The sequence below is a fragment of the Neoroseomonas marina genome, assembly GCF_012927745.1.
GTDB classification, from domain to species: domain Bacteria; phylum Pseudomonadota; class Alphaproteobacteria; order Acetobacterales; family Acetobacteraceae; genus Neoroseomonas; species Neoroseomonas marina.
In genome coordinates, this window is record NZ_JABBKX010000010.1 from 100496 (window position 1) to 115412 (window position 14917).

General features: G+C 65.2%; 14 protein-coding genes and 1 tRNA gene. 6 read left to right on the forward strand and 9 right to left on the reverse strand.

Annotation, left to right across the window (positions count from 1 at the left end):
- The first annotated feature begins 70 nt into the window (after nucleotides 1-70).
- From GWK16_RS21785 to GWK16_RS21800, 4 genes are all read left to right on the forward strand, one after another.
- The gene (locus tag GWK16_RS21785) at nucleotides 71-1024 is read left to right on the forward strand and encodes a Bug family tripartite tricarboxylate transporter substrate binding protein (RefSeq protein WP_170056086.1); all 954 of its coding nucleotides are present in this window, start codon (nucleotides 71-73) and stop codon (nucleotides 1022-1024) included.
- A 117-nt stretch (nucleotides 1025-1141) separates the two neighbouring features.
- The gene (phbB, locus tag GWK16_RS21790) at nucleotides 1142-1864 is read left to right on the forward strand and encodes an acetoacetyl-CoA reductase (RefSeq protein ID WP_170056087.1); all 723 of its coding nucleotides are present in this window, start codon (nucleotides 1142-1144) and stop codon (nucleotides 1862-1864) included.
- Between the two features lie 53 nt (nucleotides 1865-1917).
- Nucleotides 1918-2520 carry a YciI family protein gene (locus tag GWK16_RS21795; protein WP_170056088.1) on the forward strand — a complete coding sequence of 201 codons (603 nt, stop codon included), beginning with the start codon at nucleotides 1918-1920 and terminating at the stop codon, nucleotides 2518-2520.
- Between the two features lie 52 nt (nucleotides 2521-2572).
- Nucleotides 2573-3211, forward strand: coding sequence for a YciI family protein (locus GWK16_RS21800; RefSeq protein WP_170056089.1), 639 nt, complete (start codon nucleotides 2573-2575; stop codon nucleotides 3209-3211).
- 4 nt (nucleotides 3212-3215) lie between these two features.
- On the opposite strand, the gene GWK16_RS21805 is transcribed toward GWK16_RS21800, so the two are convergent.
- A complete protein-coding gene (locus tag GWK16_RS21805) occupies nucleotides 3216-4697 on the reverse strand; it encodes a hypothetical protein (RefSeq protein ID WP_170056090.1) in 1482 nt (493 codons plus the stop codon).
- A 108-nt stretch (nucleotides 4698-4805) separates the two neighbouring features.
- On the opposite strand from GWK16_RS21805, the gene GWK16_RS21810 reads away from it, so the two are divergent.
- Complete coding sequence (locus tag GWK16_RS21810; protein ID WP_170056091.1) at nucleotides 4806-6389, forward strand: bifunctional glycosyltransferase/class I SAM-dependent methyltransferase; 1584 nt, start codon at nucleotides 4806-4808, stop codon at nucleotides 6387-6389.
- A 14-nt stretch (nucleotides 6390-6403) separates the two neighbouring features.
- On the opposite strand, the gene GWK16_RS21815 is transcribed toward GWK16_RS21810, so the two are convergent.
- Both GWK16_RS21815 and GWK16_RS21820 read right to left on the reverse strand, forming a co-directional pair.
- A complete protein-coding gene (locus GWK16_RS21815) occupies nucleotides 6404-7054 on the reverse strand; it encodes a CoA transferase subunit B (protein WP_170056092.1) in 651 nt (216 codons plus the stop codon).
- Between the two features lie 15 nt (nucleotides 7055-7069).
- Nucleotides 7070-7807: a CoA transferase subunit A gene (locus GWK16_RS21820; protein ID WP_170056093.1), complete on the reverse strand. Its 738-nt coding sequence runs from the start codon at nucleotides 7805-7807 to the stop codon at nucleotides 7070-7072.
- A gap of 122 nt (nucleotides 7808-7929) precedes the next feature.
- Here GWK16_RS21820 and GWK16_RS21825 point away from each other — a divergent pair.
- Nucleotides 7930-8005: transfer RNA gene (locus GWK16_RS21825), tRNA-Ala, on the forward strand.
- A 45-nt stretch (nucleotides 8006-8050) separates the two neighbouring features.
- On the opposite strand, the gene GWK16_RS21830 is transcribed toward GWK16_RS21825, so the two are convergent.
- The 6 genes from GWK16_RS21830 to GWK16_RS21855 all read right to left on the reverse strand — a co-directional run bounded on the left by GWK16_RS21830 (nucleotide 8051) and on the right by GWK16_RS21855 (nucleotide 14752).
- Nucleotides 8051-8422, reverse strand: a complete 372-nt coding sequence (locus GWK16_RS21830) for a hypothetical protein (RefSeq protein WP_170056094.1) — start codon at nucleotides 8420-8422, stop codon at nucleotides 8051-8053.
- A 2-nt stretch (nucleotides 8423-8424) separates the two neighbouring features.
- Nucleotides 8425-10323, reverse strand: a complete 1899-nt coding sequence (locus GWK16_RS21835) for a KUP/HAK/KT family potassium transporter (protein ID WP_170056095.1) — start codon at nucleotides 10321-10323, stop codon at nucleotides 8425-8427.
- Between the two features lie 132 nt (nucleotides 10324-10455).
- The gene (locus GWK16_RS21840; RefSeq protein WP_170056096.1) at nucleotides 10456-11253 is read right to left on the reverse strand and encodes an amino acid ABC transporter ATP-binding protein; all 798 of its coding nucleotides are present in this window, start codon (nucleotides 11251-11253) and stop codon (nucleotides 10456-10458) included.
- A 67-nt stretch (nucleotides 11254-11320) separates the two neighbouring features.
- Nucleotides 11321-12463 (reverse strand): amino acid ABC transporter permease, encoded by a 1143-nt coding sequence (locus GWK16_RS21845; protein ID WP_408903927.1) that lies wholly within the window; start codon nucleotides 12461-12463, stop codon nucleotides 11321-11323.
- Nucleotides 12464-12473: 10 nt separating this feature from the next.
- A complete protein-coding gene (locus tag GWK16_RS21850; protein WP_170056097.1) occupies nucleotides 12474-13676 on the reverse strand; it encodes an amino acid ABC transporter permease in 1203 nt (400 codons plus the stop codon).
- A gap of 92 nt (nucleotides 13677-13768) precedes the next feature.
- Nucleotides 13769-14752, reverse strand: a complete 984-nt coding sequence (locus GWK16_RS21855) for an amino acid ABC transporter substrate-binding protein (RefSeq protein WP_248291558.1) — start codon at nucleotides 14750-14752, stop codon at nucleotides 13769-13771.
- Between the last annotated feature and the right edge of the window lie 165 nt (nucleotides 14753-14917).

Below are 14917 nucleotides of genomic sequence, written 5' to 3' on the forward strand. Positions count from 1 at the left end.
CACGGATCGCTGACGCGTCGCCGCGAACTGGTCTAGAACGGCGGCGCAACCAGCGACCGGGAGTCCCGCCTTGCGCCGCCGTTCCCTTCTCGCCGCCGCGCTGCTCGCGCGCCCGGCCTTCGCGCAGTCCTATCCGGGCCCGGTCCGGCTGATCGTCCCCTTCGCGACCGGCGGCACCACCGACATCATCGCCCGGCTGATCGCCGAGGACATGGGGCGGCGGCTCGGCACGGTCGTCATCGTCGAGAACCGGCCAGGCGCTGGTGCGACGCTCGGCACGGGGCTCGTCGCCCGGGCGGCTCCGGACGGCACGACGCTGCTCGTGTCGACCATCTCGGGCATGGCGGTCGGCAACACGCTGTACCGCGACCGCATCCAGTGGGATGCCGACCGGGACTTCGCGCACATCGCGACCATCCTCGGCACGCCGTACCTGCTGCTCGTGAATCCGCAGACGCCCTACCGCACGCTCGCGGAGTATGTGGACGCGTCGAAGCGGCCGCCGGGCCTTGCCTTTGCGACGAGCGGCATCGGGTCGGTGCCGCATCTTGTCGGTCTGCGGCTGGCGCAGGCGGCGGGCTTCGAGCTGCAGCACATCCCGTATCGCGGCGGTTCGCAGGCCGCGACGGATGCGATCGCCGGCGTCGTGCCGTCGGTGATGGACAGCCTGACCGCGGCGTCCGCCTACATACGCGCCGGCCAGCTGCGCGTCCTCGCCTTCACGACGCGCGAGCGTGTGGCCGATTTCCCGGAGGTGCCGACCTTCGTCGAAGCCGGCTATCCGGACATCGTGGCCGATGGCTGGGCCGGCATCGCGGCACCGGCGGGCACGCCGCGCGCCCTCCAGGAACGCCTGGCCGCCGCGATACGAGAGGCCATGGCCGCGCCTCACATCGCGCGGCGCTACCAGGAGACGGTGACGCAGCCGGGGCGGCTTTTCCTCGATGACGCGCAGGCCTTCGTGCGCGCCGAGATCGCCGCCTGGGCGCCGGTCGTCCGTGCGTCGGGGGCGACGCCGGGCTGATGTGATTTGGCGCTGGCGCGCGTCGCGCCGGTGGGTTTTGATCCGCGTCAAGGACCCCGCCGGGCGTGATGGTGGAAATGGCCGGGGACCGAGAATCCGCACAGGGAGAGACCAGTCATGGCACGCGTCGCACTCGTTACCGGAGGCCAGCGCGGCATCGGCGCTGCGATCAGTGAGGCCTTGCAGGCGGCCGGCCGGAAGGTCGTCGCGTCCTATGCCGGCAACGACGCCGCGGCCGAGGCCTTCACCAAGCGCACCGGCATTCCCTGCTACAAGTTCGACGTCGCGGACTACGAATCCTGCGCCGCCGCGCTGAAGCAGATCGAACAGGAGGTCGGCCCGGTCGAGGTGCTGGTGAACAATGCCGGCATCACCCGCGACGCGACCATGAAGCGCCTGTCGCGCGACATGTGGGACGCGGTGATCGATACCAACCTCGGCTCCTGCTACAACATGTGCAAGCTGGTCTGGGACGGGATGACGGCGAAGAAGTTCGGCCGCATCGTCAACATCGGTTCAGTGAACGGGCAGGCGGGCCAGTACGGCCAGGTGAACTACGCCGCCGCGAAGTCCGGCATCCATGGCTTCACCAAGGCGCTGGCGCAGGAAGGCGCCCGGTCGCAGATCACGGTGAACGCCATCGCGCCGGGCTATGTGGACACCGAGATGGTGCGCGCCGTGCCGCCCGACGTGCTCGAGAAGATCGTCGCGCGCATTCCGATGGGGCGTCTCGGCCGCGCCTATGACATCGCGCGCGGCGTGGTGTTCCTGACCGCGGACGATGCGGACTTCATCACGGGGTCCACGCTGTCGATCAACGGCGGGCAGCACATGTACTGATCGCGGCAGCGGGGGCCGCGCTGCGCGGCCCCCGCCCCGGATCCATTCTGCGCATGGCGGACGGTGTCAGGGCAGGAATCAGGGCCCATGCCATCCTGGCCTTCGACGGGCCGGATCCGTCGCGGCGTGCCGCGACGCGCGAGAGGCACATCGCTGCCATCGGCGAATTCGCAGCGGATGGAACGCTTCTGCTCGGCCTGCCGCTCCACACGCCGGAGGGACGTTCTCGCGGATCCCTCATGGTCGTCTCCGCGGCGGATGAGACCGACGTCGGAGCGTATCTGGCGCGCGAGCCGTTCGCCGTCGAACGCGTCTGGGGCGAGATCGCCTGCCGTCCAATCTGGATTCCGGCCCTGCCATTCAGGCCCTGGCCGACTGAGCAGGCGGCCCTCCCGTCGGGTCGAGGGCACACGATCCTGATCGCTGAAGGTGCCCTCGGCGTCGAGCGGCTTTGGCAATGGGCCGAAGCAGGGACGTTGTGCTTCGCCGCGGAGACGCTGGACGTGCCAGGTGGCATCCTGGTGGGCCGGCACGCGTCGGATGAGGCGGCGCGCGAATGGCTGGTGGCAGATCCAGTCCTCGATACGTGCCGATGGACGCTGCACGCGACGATGTTTCGGCCGCTGCCTTACCGCCGCCTCCCTGGCATGCGCTGACGGCGCCGGCGGGACGTGCCAGTCTGCCGCGGAAGGGCTGGGGAGGAAGCACATGGGTTACGCCATCATTGCCTGGGACGGACCTGATCCGGAGCGCCGCATGGCGGTGCGCGATCGCCACCTGGCCGTCATCACGCGCTGGGCTGCGGATGGGCGCCTCGCGCTCGGCGTGCCGCTGTTCACGCCGGAGTGGAAGGCGGCGGGATCGCTGATGGTGCTGGAGGTGCCGGACAAATCCGGTCTGGACGACTATCTCGCCGAGGAGCCCTTTGCGCGGGAGGGCGTCTGGTCGCGCTGGGCGGTGCATCCGTTCCGCATCGCGCCGCTGCCATACCAGCCGCTGCCGCAGCCCGGGACGCCGATCGCGACCAGCCGCACGCACACGGTCATCGTGGCGATGGACGGGACGGATGCGGGTGCTCCGGCGCGCCGTGCCGCGGTGCGCGAGCAGCACCTGGCGCGAGTGGTTCCGGCGGCACAGGAAGGGACGCTGGCGCTTGGCGGGGCGATCCTGGACGAGGCCGGCGCCATGCGCGGATCCATCGCGGTGACCCGCCACGCGAGCGATGCAGAGGCACGCGCGTGGATGGCGGCGGATCCGTATGTGACGGGAGGCGTCTGGCAGGATGTGGCCCTGCACGGGACACGGTTTGCGCCGTTGCCGTACCGAGGGTTACCGGGACAAGCCTGACATGTCAGCGTCGGCCCAAGATTCCAGCATAGAACGCAGCAAAGCCATTATCGGCGTAAGGGTCACTGGGACCGTAGGGAGAGGCTCCGTAAAGGATCGCATACAAGTGCGCCGAAATGATCTGTACAACGAGAAGGAACACGAGCGTCGCAAGAACTACTCGACGTCGACGCTCGGACGCCGATGGGAACCAGTTCGCCACCCGTAATGCACCGAGCCCTGCGAGTACAAAAAATAGTGGCATGAACTCTACACGATAACGGAAGCTCATGAACCAAGCGACCAGCATCAGCGTCGGCGCAAAGGTCAAGCCCGCCAGGATTGCTATCGCCCTCCCTGGCGCGACCTGCGGCAGGCTTTGACGTAGCAATGCCACACCGCCAATAGCGGCTAACACCACGGTCATGGGGTCGGTTAGGAAGAAGCTTGAAGGCGGCAATTCTAGGGCGTCAACGAGGCGACTTGCATCCTCCTGGAACAGCAAGCGTCCGTTCCAGCTTATCGCCCAGAGCGGAAGGAAGTAGTACGAGAGTCCGAGCCAGAGTCGATCGAGGTTGAAAAGCCCGTAGCGATCCAGACGATCCAGACGATCTGGGAAAAGACGAATCTGCTCAGTTTGAGCGCGCATGTCAGCGAATGTGAACGGGTTATCCCACCGCGCGTAATTCACACCGCCTGCGGCGAGTATAAAGAGCAGGGCTAAAGCCGCAGGAAGGAGAAAACGGACCTCCCGAATGGCGAGTAGGAAGCGCGTAAACGCTCCTGCCTGCTGACCGCCGCGTGGCTCCAGCATCAGCACGATAGTCAACAAGCCAGTCGCAAGGAGCAGTCCGATACCTGTCGTCGGACGCGTCAGAAGGCACAAGCCGCTCAAAGCGACTAGCCAGATTAGTCTGCCCGTTGTTGCATTCGACCCGGCGCGCAAAAGCGGCCAAGCGGCCGCTACGAACCAGGACGCGAACGCCCAGGCCCAAAGCGTAACTTCATTGTAGATATCCCAGCGCAGTGACAGAAGGATTGGAGGCCCGCTGAAGATCGCCGCCCGTACAAGAATGCCGACTAAAAAGTCGTGCGCATGACTTTCTGGAAACATCTCTGCAAGCTGTTCCACAATCTTCAATGTCCCAATGGCGGCGATGACCATTGCCGCGTAGCGCATTGGCCCTTCGACCTGCACGGTTGACAGATCAATAAACGGTAGAAGGGGCAATCGGAGTAGGGCAGGCAGAATTCCGAAATACGCATAGGTCCGACCGTCTCTATCGAATCCTTCGTAAAGTATCGAATTTGGATCTACGTCGAATCTACCTTGTAGTATATTGATCGCCATACTGTTTAAAGCGAGTCCAAGATTTGATGTGGACATAATACTAATTTCTCTTCGAGCGATCATGATCAATAATGCAAAATGGAATGCTGAGAGCAAGATGAGTTCTGGGCGGATTACGCGGCGGCGGATCGGTCTTGGGTGGTGGTTGAGTTTCATCGCGAGAATCTCGTAAAAAGGTGCTTCATGCCCATTGTGTATCGAAAATAAGCTGAGTTAAAATATTATTGAAGCGCTGATTTTGGCGCATACTGGAGGGTCGGCCCCATGCGCCCCTTCGAGGGTGGCGAAGCAGAGATGCTGGATTTAAGCGATGCGCCGGCCGTTCACGAGGTGGCGGTTACGCGCCGGTTGCTCGTGTTGATCGTTGCGTACGAGGCGGAGGCGACAGTTGCGTCCGTCATCGCTCGTATCCCCGCAGTTGTGCCGGGGGTCAATGTTTCCATCCTAGTTCTGGACGATGGGAGCTTGGATCAAACTTTCGAGGCCGCATGCGCTGCGTCCACGCCGCATCCGGTCCACGTGCTTCGTAATCCGGTGAACCAGGGCTACGGCGGAAACCAAAAAATCGGTTACCAGTTTGCCGTGGCCAATGGCTTCGACATCGTGGCGTTAATCCATGGGGACGGGCAGTACGGTCCGGAACACCTGCCTCGCTTGATCGCTCCTCTGTTGGCTGGTGAGGCCGAGGCGGTTCTCGGGAGCCGCATGATGGATCGTCGTGGCGCTCTAAGGGGGGGGATGCCGCTCTACAAGTTTCTGGGTAATCGGATACTAACTGAAATACAAAACGGAATTACTGGAGCGAAATTACATGAATACCACACGGGATACAGAATATACTCAGTTGAAATTCTGAAGAAATTACCCTTTCATAGAAACACTAATAATTTTCATTTTGATACTGAGATTATTTTGCAGCTTATGTCATTGAGCGCACGAATTACCGAACTTTCCATTCCGACATATTACGGCAATGAGGTATGCCGTGTGAACGGTCTTACTTACGCGGCCAAGGTAGTTGCCACCACGTTACGCTGGCGTATGCGTGCGAGCGGCCTGTTGCAAGACTCGAAATATCCCTTCGCGGCGGGCCCCGCAGTCTACCAGCCCAAACTTGACTTCCCTAGTACGCATAGTTGGGTTGTCGATGCCGTGCCGCATGGCAGCACAGTCTTCGATATCGGCTGTTCAGATGGGCATGTTGCCGCGAGCCTTGCAGCCAAAGGTTGCCGCGTGATTGGCGTCGATCAAGTACCTCCGGCTGATCCGCGCCCCTTTGCGCGATTTCTGATGCATGATCTGGAGCATGGGCTTCCTGATCCCGAAGAGCGAATCGATTACATACTAGCACTCGATGTTATCGAGCATTTGCGAGTTCCTGAACGACTGCTCGAGGAAATTCATGTCATCTCAAGCCGCAATCGTGGCGCACGCTTGATTATCTCCACCGGGAATGTCGCATTCTTCATAGTTCGTTTTATGCTTCTGTTTGGAAAATTTAACTATGGCGTTCGTGGAATCCTAGATTTTACTCATACGAGATTATTCACTTTCGCCTCGTTGTCGCGCGCCTTGCGAGATAGTGCCTTCAGCGTGGAGCGCACCGTGGGCATCCCCGCTCCCTTTCCGCTTGCCTTAGGGCGCAACCGAATCGCTCGCGCGTTGCTTTGGCTGAACCAGGGGCTCATCCGGATTTCACGAGGTCTATTCGCATTCCAGATGCTGATGGTGTGCCGGCCTGTACCGTCGCTCGACTGGTTACTTGAGGATGCGGTAAAGGAGGCTCTAAAGCGCACTTCCGCCTCCGTGCCCGCAGCCACGGAGGAGGTCAGTACTGGGCGCGCCTAGTTGCCGAGGCAGTCTCAAGCGGTCGCCGTGGCCACCTCGAACCCCGCTTCCGTCTTCTCCCGCATCTCCTCGAGGCTCACCCCCGGCGCGAGTTCGGTCAGCACGATCCGCTCGGGCCCTTTGCGCGCGATCTCGAATACGCCGAGGTCGGTGATCACCATGTCCACCACGCGCGCGCCCGTCAGCGGCAGCGTGCAGGACTTCAGCAGCTTAGGCTTGCCGCCGGCAGTGTGCTCCATGAGCACGATGACCTTCTTCACGCCCGCCACCAGGTCCATCGCGCCGCCCATCCCCTTCACCATCTTGCCGGGGATCATCCAGTTCGCGAGGTCGCCATTCGCGGCCACCTGCAGCGCGCCGAGGATGGAGAGGTCGATATGCCCACCGCGGATCATCCCGAAGGACTGGGCGGAATCGAAGAAGGACGACGTCGGCAACTGCGTGATCGTCTGCTTGCCGGCGTTGATCAGGTCCGCGTCCTCCTCGCCCTCATAGGGGAACGGGCCGAGACCGAGCATGCCATTCTCGGATTGCAGCTGGACGTTCATGCCGGCCGGGACGTGGTTCGCCACCAACGTCGGGATGCCGATGCCGAGGTTCACGTAGAAGCCGTCCTGCAGTTCGCGGGCGGCGCGCGCCGCCATCTCGTCGCGGTTCCAGGCCATGGACGTTCTCCTCGGTCAGCGCGGCAGGTGGTCGGGGCCGGCGGCAGGCGCGGCATGCTTGCGCACCGTGCGCTGCTCGATCCGCTTCTCGTAGCCGGCGGGGCAGGCGATCATCCGCTTCACGAAGATCCCCGGCGTGTGGATGTGGTCGGCATCGATCTCGCCGGCGCGGACCAGGTGCTCGACCTGCGCGACCGTCACCTTCGCCGCCGTCGCCATCATCGGATTGAAGTTCCGCGCCGTCTTCCGATAGACGAGGTTGCCTTCGGCATCGCCCATGTAGGCGTGGACGATGGCGAGGTCGGCGAAGATGCCGCGCTCCATGACGTAGGTCTCGCCGTCGAACTCGCGGGTCTCCTTGCCCTTCGCGACCTCGGTGCCGACGCCGGTCTTGGTGAAGAAGGCCGGGATACCCGCGCCGCCGGCGCGGATGCGCTCGGCCAGCGTGCCCTGCGGGTTGAACTCGATCTCGAGCTCCCCGGCCAGGTACTGGCGGGCGAACTCCGCATTCTCGCCGACATAGGAGGAGATCATCTTGCGGATCTGCCGCGTCTTGAGCAGCAGGCCGAGCCCTGCGTCGTCGATGCCGGCATTGTTCGACACGACGGTGAGGTCCTTCACCCCCGATTCGCGGATCGCCTCGATCAGCAGGGAGGGGATGCCGCAGAGGCCGAAGCCGCCGGAATGGATGACCATGCCGTCGCGCAGGACGCCGGCCAGTGCTGCCTTGGCGTCTGGATAGACCTTGCCCATGGGTACTCCCCGATCACGAGCCGTGAGGGCTTCTCCCTACCGTCCCGCGCGCCGCGCCGAAAGGGGTTCGTGCCCCCTTGCAGGGTTCCGCGGCGGGGGTTATACGGCGCGCCTCTTCCCGGGGGGCCATAGCTCAGTTGGGAGAGCGCTTGAATGGCATTCAAGAGGTCAGGGGTTCGACTCCCCTTGGCTCCACCACCCCACCAAGGGCGCCGCGCCGCAAGGCCGGCGCCCTTCGTGTTTTCAGGCGATGCCCACCACGCGGTAGGCAAAGGCAGCCCCGTCGGGTTCCGTCACGGTCACATGTTCGCCCGGGCGGACCGGCTCCGCACCGCAGTCGAACTGCGTCTCCGGGGCGTCGGGGCCCTCGGCGACGCGCCCGTAGAAGCGAATCGACCAGCCGTGATCGGGATCGTGCTGCACGTCGCCTGCTTCGGGCTCCGCGCCCGGGACGATGCGCCGTGCCCGCCAGGGCTCCGGGTCAGCCGCCCAGGCAGCCGCGTCCGGATGGCCAGCGGCATCGAGCGCCAACTCGATCTCGTAGCGGTGTTCCGGGCTGCCTTCGGGGAAGCCGGGGCCGGCGGCGAGCGCGAGAAGGACCGTGATGGTCGCCATGCTCAGATCGCCACCCGCACGCCGAGCTCCACGACGCGATCGGACGGGATTCGGAAGAACTCGGTCGCGGGGACCGCGTTGCGGGACATGATGGTGAAGAGCCACTGCCGCCAATGCGACATCTTGGGCACCGCGGCGGCGACGACGGTCTCGCGCCCCAGGAAGTAGGAGGTCTGCATCGGCTCGAAGGCGATGCCGATGTCGCGCAGCGACTCGAGCTCCTTCGGGATGTTCGGGCTTTCCTGAAAGCCGTAGCGGAGCGAGACCCGGTGGATGTCCGGGGCGAGCTCCTCGACCGTCCGCCGGCGTTCGGGCGGCACGACCGGAATGCCCTCATTGGTCACCGTCACGAACAGTACGCGCTCGTGCAGCACCTTGTTGTGCTTGAGGTTGTGCAACAGGGCGCCGGGCAGGAAATCGGCCTGGCTGGTCATGAACACGGCCATGCCCGGTACCCGCACGGTGCGGGACTGCGGCAGGCGCGCGATGAAGGATTTGAGCGGCAGCCCGTCCTGGCGGAACCGGGCGAACAGCAACTCGCGGCCGCGGTGCCACGTCGTCATCATGGCGAAGAGGGCGGCGCCCAGCACCAGCGGCACGTAGCCGCCCTGCGGGATCTTCAGCACGTTCGACAGGAAGAACAGCAGGTCGAGCAGCAGCAGCGGTCCGAACACCCCGATCACCAGCGGCCACGCCCAGCCGAACTGCCGGCGGAACACCAGCAGCGCCAGGCAGGACGTGCAGACGAAGGTGCCGGTGACGGCGATGCCGTAGGCGGCGGCGAGGTTGTCCGAGTTGTGGAAGGACAGCACCAGGATCACCACGCCGATCAGCAGCAGGATGTTCACCTGCGGCATGTAGATCTGCCCTTCCTCGGTCTCGCTGGTGTGCTTCACCTCGAGCCGCGGGATGAAACCAAGCTGCACGCACTGCCGGGCGATGGTGTAGGCCCCCGAGATCATCGCCTGGCTCGCGATGATGGTCGCTGCGGTCGCCAGGATGACCATCGGCAGGCGGAACCATTCCGGGGCAAGGAGGTAGAAGGGGTTTTCCAGCGCCTCCGGGACGCGCAGGACCAGGGCGCCCTGGCCGAGGTAGTTCAGCGTCAGCGACGGCAGCACCAGCCAAAGCCAAGCCCAGCGAATCGGGCGGCGACCGAAATGGCCCATGTCCGCATAGAGCGCCTCTGCCCCGGTCACCGCCAGGACGACCGAACCGAAGGCGATGAAGGCGGCGAACCGGTAGGCGAGGCAGAACTGGATCGCGTAGTGCGGCGACAGCGCTGCCAGCACGGACGGGTTTTGGACGATCTCGACGATGCCGAGGATGCCCAACGCGCCGAACCAGGCCGCGCAGACCGGACCGAAGATGGCGCCGATGCTGCCCGTACCGCGGAACTGGACGAGGAAAAGCGCCAACAGGATGATCACCGCAATCGGGATGACCATGTGATCGAAGGCGTCCGAGACGACCTTCAGACCCTCCACCGCCGACAGCACCGAGATGGCCGGCGTGATGATGCCGTCGCCGAAGAACAGGCAGGCGCCGCTGATCCCGACCAGCGCGACGAACCACTTCGCGCGTTCGCCTTCAACCGTTCGCTGCGCCAGCGCCATCAAGGCGAGGATGCCGCCTTCGCCGCGGTTGTCCGCCTGCAGGATGAAGACGACGTACTTCACCGTGACGGTGAGGATCAGCGCCCAGATGATGAGGCTGAGGACGCCGAGGATCTCCCAGCGCTCAAGCCCGTCACTGCTGAAATGGAGGAGCGCCGCGCGGAGTGCGTAGAGCGGCGAGGTGCCGATGTCCCCGTAGACGACGCCAAGGACCCCGAGGATGAGGGCCGGGGTGAGCGCCTGGCGTGCTGGGGACTGAGCCTGGTCGGCGGCGGGAGCGGTCACTCGGGGCCTCGCGGCGGTGCAAAATCGGCGCGATTGATAGACACACCGGCACCGCCGCCGCAATCCTGCCGCAAAGAGGCCGGTGCGCCGCCGGTACGAAGGCGGCGGGCCCCGTGCCCGCCGTCTCGGCCTTCAGTGACCCCGGAGGATCTGGCTCAGGAAGAGCTTCAGGCGCTCCGTCTTCGGATCGTTGAAGACGGCGTCCGGCGTGCCGGATTCCACCACCTCGCCGCGGTCCATGAACACGACGCGATCGGCCACCTGCCGGGCAAAGCCCATTTCGTGGGTCACGCAGATCATGGTCATGCCTTCGGCCGCCAGCATGACCATGGTGTCGAGCACCTCCTTGATCATTTCGGGGTCGAGCGCGGAGGTCGGTTCGTCGAACAGCATGATCTTGGGCTTCATGCAGAGCGCGCGCGCGATGGCCACGCGCTGCTGCTGACCGCCCGAGAGCTGCCCGGGGTACTTCTTTGCCTGCTCCGGGATGCGCACCCGGGTCAGGTACTCCATGGCGAGTTCCTCGGCCTGCTTCTTCGGCATCTTCCGCACCCAGATCGGCGCCAGGGTGCAGTTCTCGAGGATGGTGAGGTGCGGGAACAGGTTGAAGGACTGGAACACCATCCCGACGTCGCGCCGGATGGCGTCCAGCGCGCGGACATCGTCCGACAACTCGATCCCGTCGACCAGGATCTTGCCTTCCTGGTGCGTTTCCAGCCGGTTGATGCAGCGGATCATGGTGGATTTGCCCGAACCCGAAGGCCCGCAGACCACCACGCGTTCACCGGTGGCGACCTGCAGGTCCACGTCGCGGAGGACGTGCAGGGCGCCGAACCACTTGTTCACCTTGTCGAGCACGATCGCCGGCGGGGCGTCGGTGCGCATGGCGGAAGCGACATGGACTTCCGTCGTTTCGATGGCTGCACTCATGCGGTCACGTGTCCCAGATCGTTGAATGTTGCGCCCGTCGGGCGGATGTCCTTCGGCATGTCGGGTCTCACCGGCGGCGGTGGCGGTTGAGTTCCGCCTCCAGCCCCTGGCTGTACTTCGACATGGCGAAGCAGAAGCAGAGGTAGATGAGGCCGACGAAGACGTAGACCTCGACGCCGAAGCCCTGCCAGGAGGGTTCGACGATCGCGGTCTTGCCCGCGGTCAGCAGATCGAAGATGCCGATGATCAGCACCAGCGAGGTGTCCTTGAAGAAGCCGATGAAGGTGTTGACCAGCGGCGGGATCACCAGCCGCAGCGCCTGCGGCAGGATGATGAGGCCGGTCTTCTGCCAGTAGGACAGGCCCATGGCCTCGGCGGCCTCGTACTGGCCCTTCGGCAGCGCCTGCAGGCCGCCGCGCACCACTTCGGCGAGGTAGGCGCCGGCGAACAGCGTGATGGCGATCTGCGCGCGCAGCAGCTTGTCGATGTTCATCCCTTCCGGGAGGAAGAGCGGGAACATCACGGAGGCCATGAAGAGCAGGGAGATCAGCGGCACGCCGCGGATCAGCTCGACATAGAGGACGCACAGCACCTTGATCGCCGGCAGGTTCGACCGCCGCCCCAGCGCCACAAGGATCGACAGCGGGAAGGCGAGGGCGAGCCCGAAGGTCGCGAGGATCAAGGTGATCGGCAGGCCACCCCAACGCTCCTGCGGGACATAGGGCAGGCCGAGGATGCCGCCCCACATCAGGATTCCGATCGTGGTCAGCGTGCCGATCCAGATCGGGATGAGCGTCCAGTTCCAGAAGCGCCGCATCGAGGAGACGATGTAGAGCCCGATGAACAGCAGGCAGACGATGGCCGGGCGCCAATGCTGCTCGTAGGGGTAGGTGCCGAAGAGCATGAAGCGGTGCTTTTCGGTCACCACGGCCCAGCATGCCCCCGACCCCTGGAGGTCGCGACAGGCCTGGGTCTGCGCCACGCCGGTCGGCGAGACGGGCACCGACCAGATGGCGTTGATGAAGGCCCAGTCCACGAAGCCGATGACAGCGCGGACGATCAGGTAGCCCAGCGCCAGCGTGACGGCCGTGGACAGCCAGCCGGAGAACAGGTTGGTCCGGAGCCAGGCGATCGGGCCCACCGCGGTGAGCGGGGCGCTCCGCGGCTCGCTCGATGACATGGCGGGTGTGTTGGCGGTGATGTCGCTCACGGCCGGGCCCTCACCGTTCCACCAACGCGATCTTCGCGTTGTACCAATTCATGAAGAGGCTGATCGAAAGGCTGATCGTCAGGTAGACCAGCATGATGATCGCGATGCCCTCGATCGCCTGGCCCGTCTGGTTCAGCGTGGTGTTCGCGATGCTGACGATGTCCTGGTAGCCGATGGCGACCGCCAGCGAGGAGTTCTTCGTCAGGTTCAGGTAGTTCGAGGTCATCGGCGGGATGATCACCCGCAGCGCCTGCGGCAGCACGATCAGCCGCAACACCTGCCCGTGGCGGAGTCCGAGCGCCTGCGCTGCCTCCCACTGGCCGAGGTTCACCGAGAGGATGCCGGCGCGGACCACCTCGGCGATGAAGCCGGCGGTGTAGGTGACGAGGCCGATCAGCAGCGCCGCGTATTCGGGGCTGATCGACATGCCGCCGCGGAAATTGAAGCCGCGCAGCGCGGGCCAGTCGATCTCCCACGGGGCGCCCATCACCTGCCAGGTCAGCACGGGCAGGCCGAGGATGAGCGCGACGGCTGCCGGCCAGACCTTGCGGGGCTGACCATCGGCCATCTGCTTGGCGCGCGCCGAACGGGCGTAGAGCCAGGTCAGGACGATGCCGGCGATGCAGGCGATGAGCGCTGCGGTGTGCGCCGGTTCCCAGACCAGGGCGGGGACCTTGAAGCCGCGGTTCGACAGGAACACGCCCTCGACCGGCTTCAGCGCCTGCCGCGGTCCGGGCAGGCCCTGCATGATCGTGTACCAGAACAACAGCTGGAGCAGCAGCGGCAGGTCGCGGATCACCTCGACGTAGAAGCCGGCGATCTTCGCGACCAGGAAGTTCTTCGACAGACGCGCGATTCCGATGGCCGTGCCGAGGAAGGTCGCGAGCACGATGCCGACCACGGCCACCTTCAACGTGTTCAGCACGCCGACGAGGAGGGCGCGGAAGTAGGTGTCGGTCGGCTCGTAGGAAATCAGGCTCTCGGCGATCGGCAGCCCCGCTTCGCGGTTCAGGAAGCCGAAGCCGGTCGCGATGCGGCGGACCTCGAGGTTGTGGACGGTATTCGACCACAGCCACCAGATGATCGAGCCGATGATGCCGACGACCAGGACCTGCCAGACGATGCCGCGGATCCGTTCATCGGCCCAGGACAGGCGGATTGGCCGTTTGGGCGGTTTGCGACGGAAGCGTGGGTCGACGGTCGCATCGGACATCAGGTTGAGCCTCACCAGGATCTTGTTGCCCGCCGGAGCGGCGGGGAAATGCAGCGGGGCGGGGGATCGCCCCCGCCCCGCGGTTCACGTTGTCAGCGGAAGGGCGGCGCGTACTGCAGGCCACCCGCGGCCGGCCACACGGCATTCGGGCCGCGCTGGATGCCGATCGGCGTCAGGCTGCGCTCGAACATCTGGCCGTAATTCCCCAGCCGCGTGACGATGTTCACCATGAAGGCGTTGTCCACGCCGAGCATCCGGCCGAGATCGCCCGTGCGGCCGATCAGGCGCTGCACGTCCGGACGCGCGTCGGCCGCGGCCTGGCCGATATTCTGGCTGGTCAGCCCGAGCTCCTCGGCCGTCACGAGGCCGAAGTGGATCCAGCGCACGAGATCCGCGAAGCGCTGGTCGCCGTGGCGCACGGCCGGGCCGAGCGGCTCCTTGCTGATCACGTCGGGCAGGATGACGTGGTCGGCGGGGCGCGGCTGGACCGAACGGGTGGCGGCGAGGCCCGACACGTCGGTCGTGTAGGCGTCGCAACGGCCGGCGAGGTAGGCATTCACCACTTCCTCGAGCCGCTCGATCACCACCGGCTGGAACTGGATGCGGTTGGCACGGGCCCAGTCCGTCAGGTTCTGCTCGGTGGTTGTGCCGGGCTGCACGCAGATCGTGGCGCCGTTGAGCTCGCTCGCGCTGCGCACGCCGAGGCTCGCCTTCACCATGAAGCCCTGGCCGTCGAAGAAGGTGATGGCGGGGAAGTCGAAGCCGAGGGAGGTGTCGCGCGACAGGGTCCAGGTCGTATTGCGCGCCAGCATGTCGACTTCGCCGGACTGCAGCGCGGTGAAGCGGTTCTGGGCGGTGGTCGGGACGTAGCGCACCTTGTCCGGATCATTGAACAGGGCGATCGCGACGGCACGGCAATAATCGACGTCGAAGCCGCGCCAGACGCCCTGGCTGTCCGGTTGGGCGAAGCCGGCGAGGCCGGTGTTCACGCCGCAGATCAGGGTGCCGCGGGCACGGATCGCGTCCATGGTGGGCGAGGAACCGCCGGCCGCGGGTTGCTGCGCGGCGGCGGGCATCGCGACGGCAGCGGCGATAACCGCCGCGCCGATCGCCCGCAGAAAGCCGGGCCGTGAAATCTGCTGCACTGTCAGTCTCCCTTGATCTTTCAGCCCGTCCAACCGTCCCGGCGGGCCCGTTCCATCTCCCGAGGGGCCATGCTGCGCCACGGCCGGGCACGGATC

Bases quoted from the DNA above. Each gene is read 5' to 3' on its own strand.
- phbB (WP_170056087.1), top strand. From the start codon at position 1,142: ATGGCACGCGTCGCACTCGTTACCGGAGGCCAGCGCGGCATCGGCGCT.
- GWK16_RS21795 (WP_170056088.1), top strand. From the start codon at position 1,918: ATGGCGGACGGTGTCAGGGCAGGAATCAGGGCCCATGCCATCCTGGCC.
- GWK16_RS21800 (WP_170056089.1), top strand. From the start codon at position 2,573: ATGGGTTACGCCATCATTGCCTGGGACGGACCTGATCCGGAGCGCCGC.
- GWK16_RS21805 (WP_170056090.1), bottom strand. From the start codon at position 4,697: ATGAAACTCAACCACCACCCAAGACCGATCCGCCGCCGCGTAATCCGC.
- GWK16_RS21810 (WP_170056091.1), top strand. From the start codon at position 4,806: ATGCGCCCCTTCGAGGGTGGCGAAGCAGAGATGCTGGATTTAAGCGAT.
- GWK16_RS21815 (WP_170056092.1), bottom strand. From the start codon at position 7,054: ATGGCCTGGAACCGCGACGAGATGGCGGCGCGCGCCGCCCGCGAACTG.
- GWK16_RS21820 (WP_170056093.1), bottom strand. From the start codon at position 7,807: ATGGGCAAGGTCTATCCAGACGCCAAGGCAGCACTGGCCGGCGTCCTG.
- GWK16_RS21830 (WP_170056094.1), bottom strand. From the start codon at position 8,422: ATGGCGACCATCACGGTCCTTCTCGCGCTCGCCGCCGGCCCCGGCTTC.
- GWK16_RS21840 (WP_170056096.1), bottom strand. From the start codon at position 11,253: ATGAGTGCAGCCATCGAAACGACGGAAGTCCATGTCGCTTCCGCCATG.
- GWK16_RS21850 (WP_170056097.1), bottom strand. From the start codon at position 13,676: ATGTCCGATGCGACCGTCGACCCACGCTTCCGTCGCAAACCGCCCAAA.
- GWK16_RS21855 (WP_248291558.1), bottom strand. From the start codon at position 14,752: ATGCCCGCCGCCGCGCAGCAACCCGCGGCCGGCGGTTCCTCGCCCACC.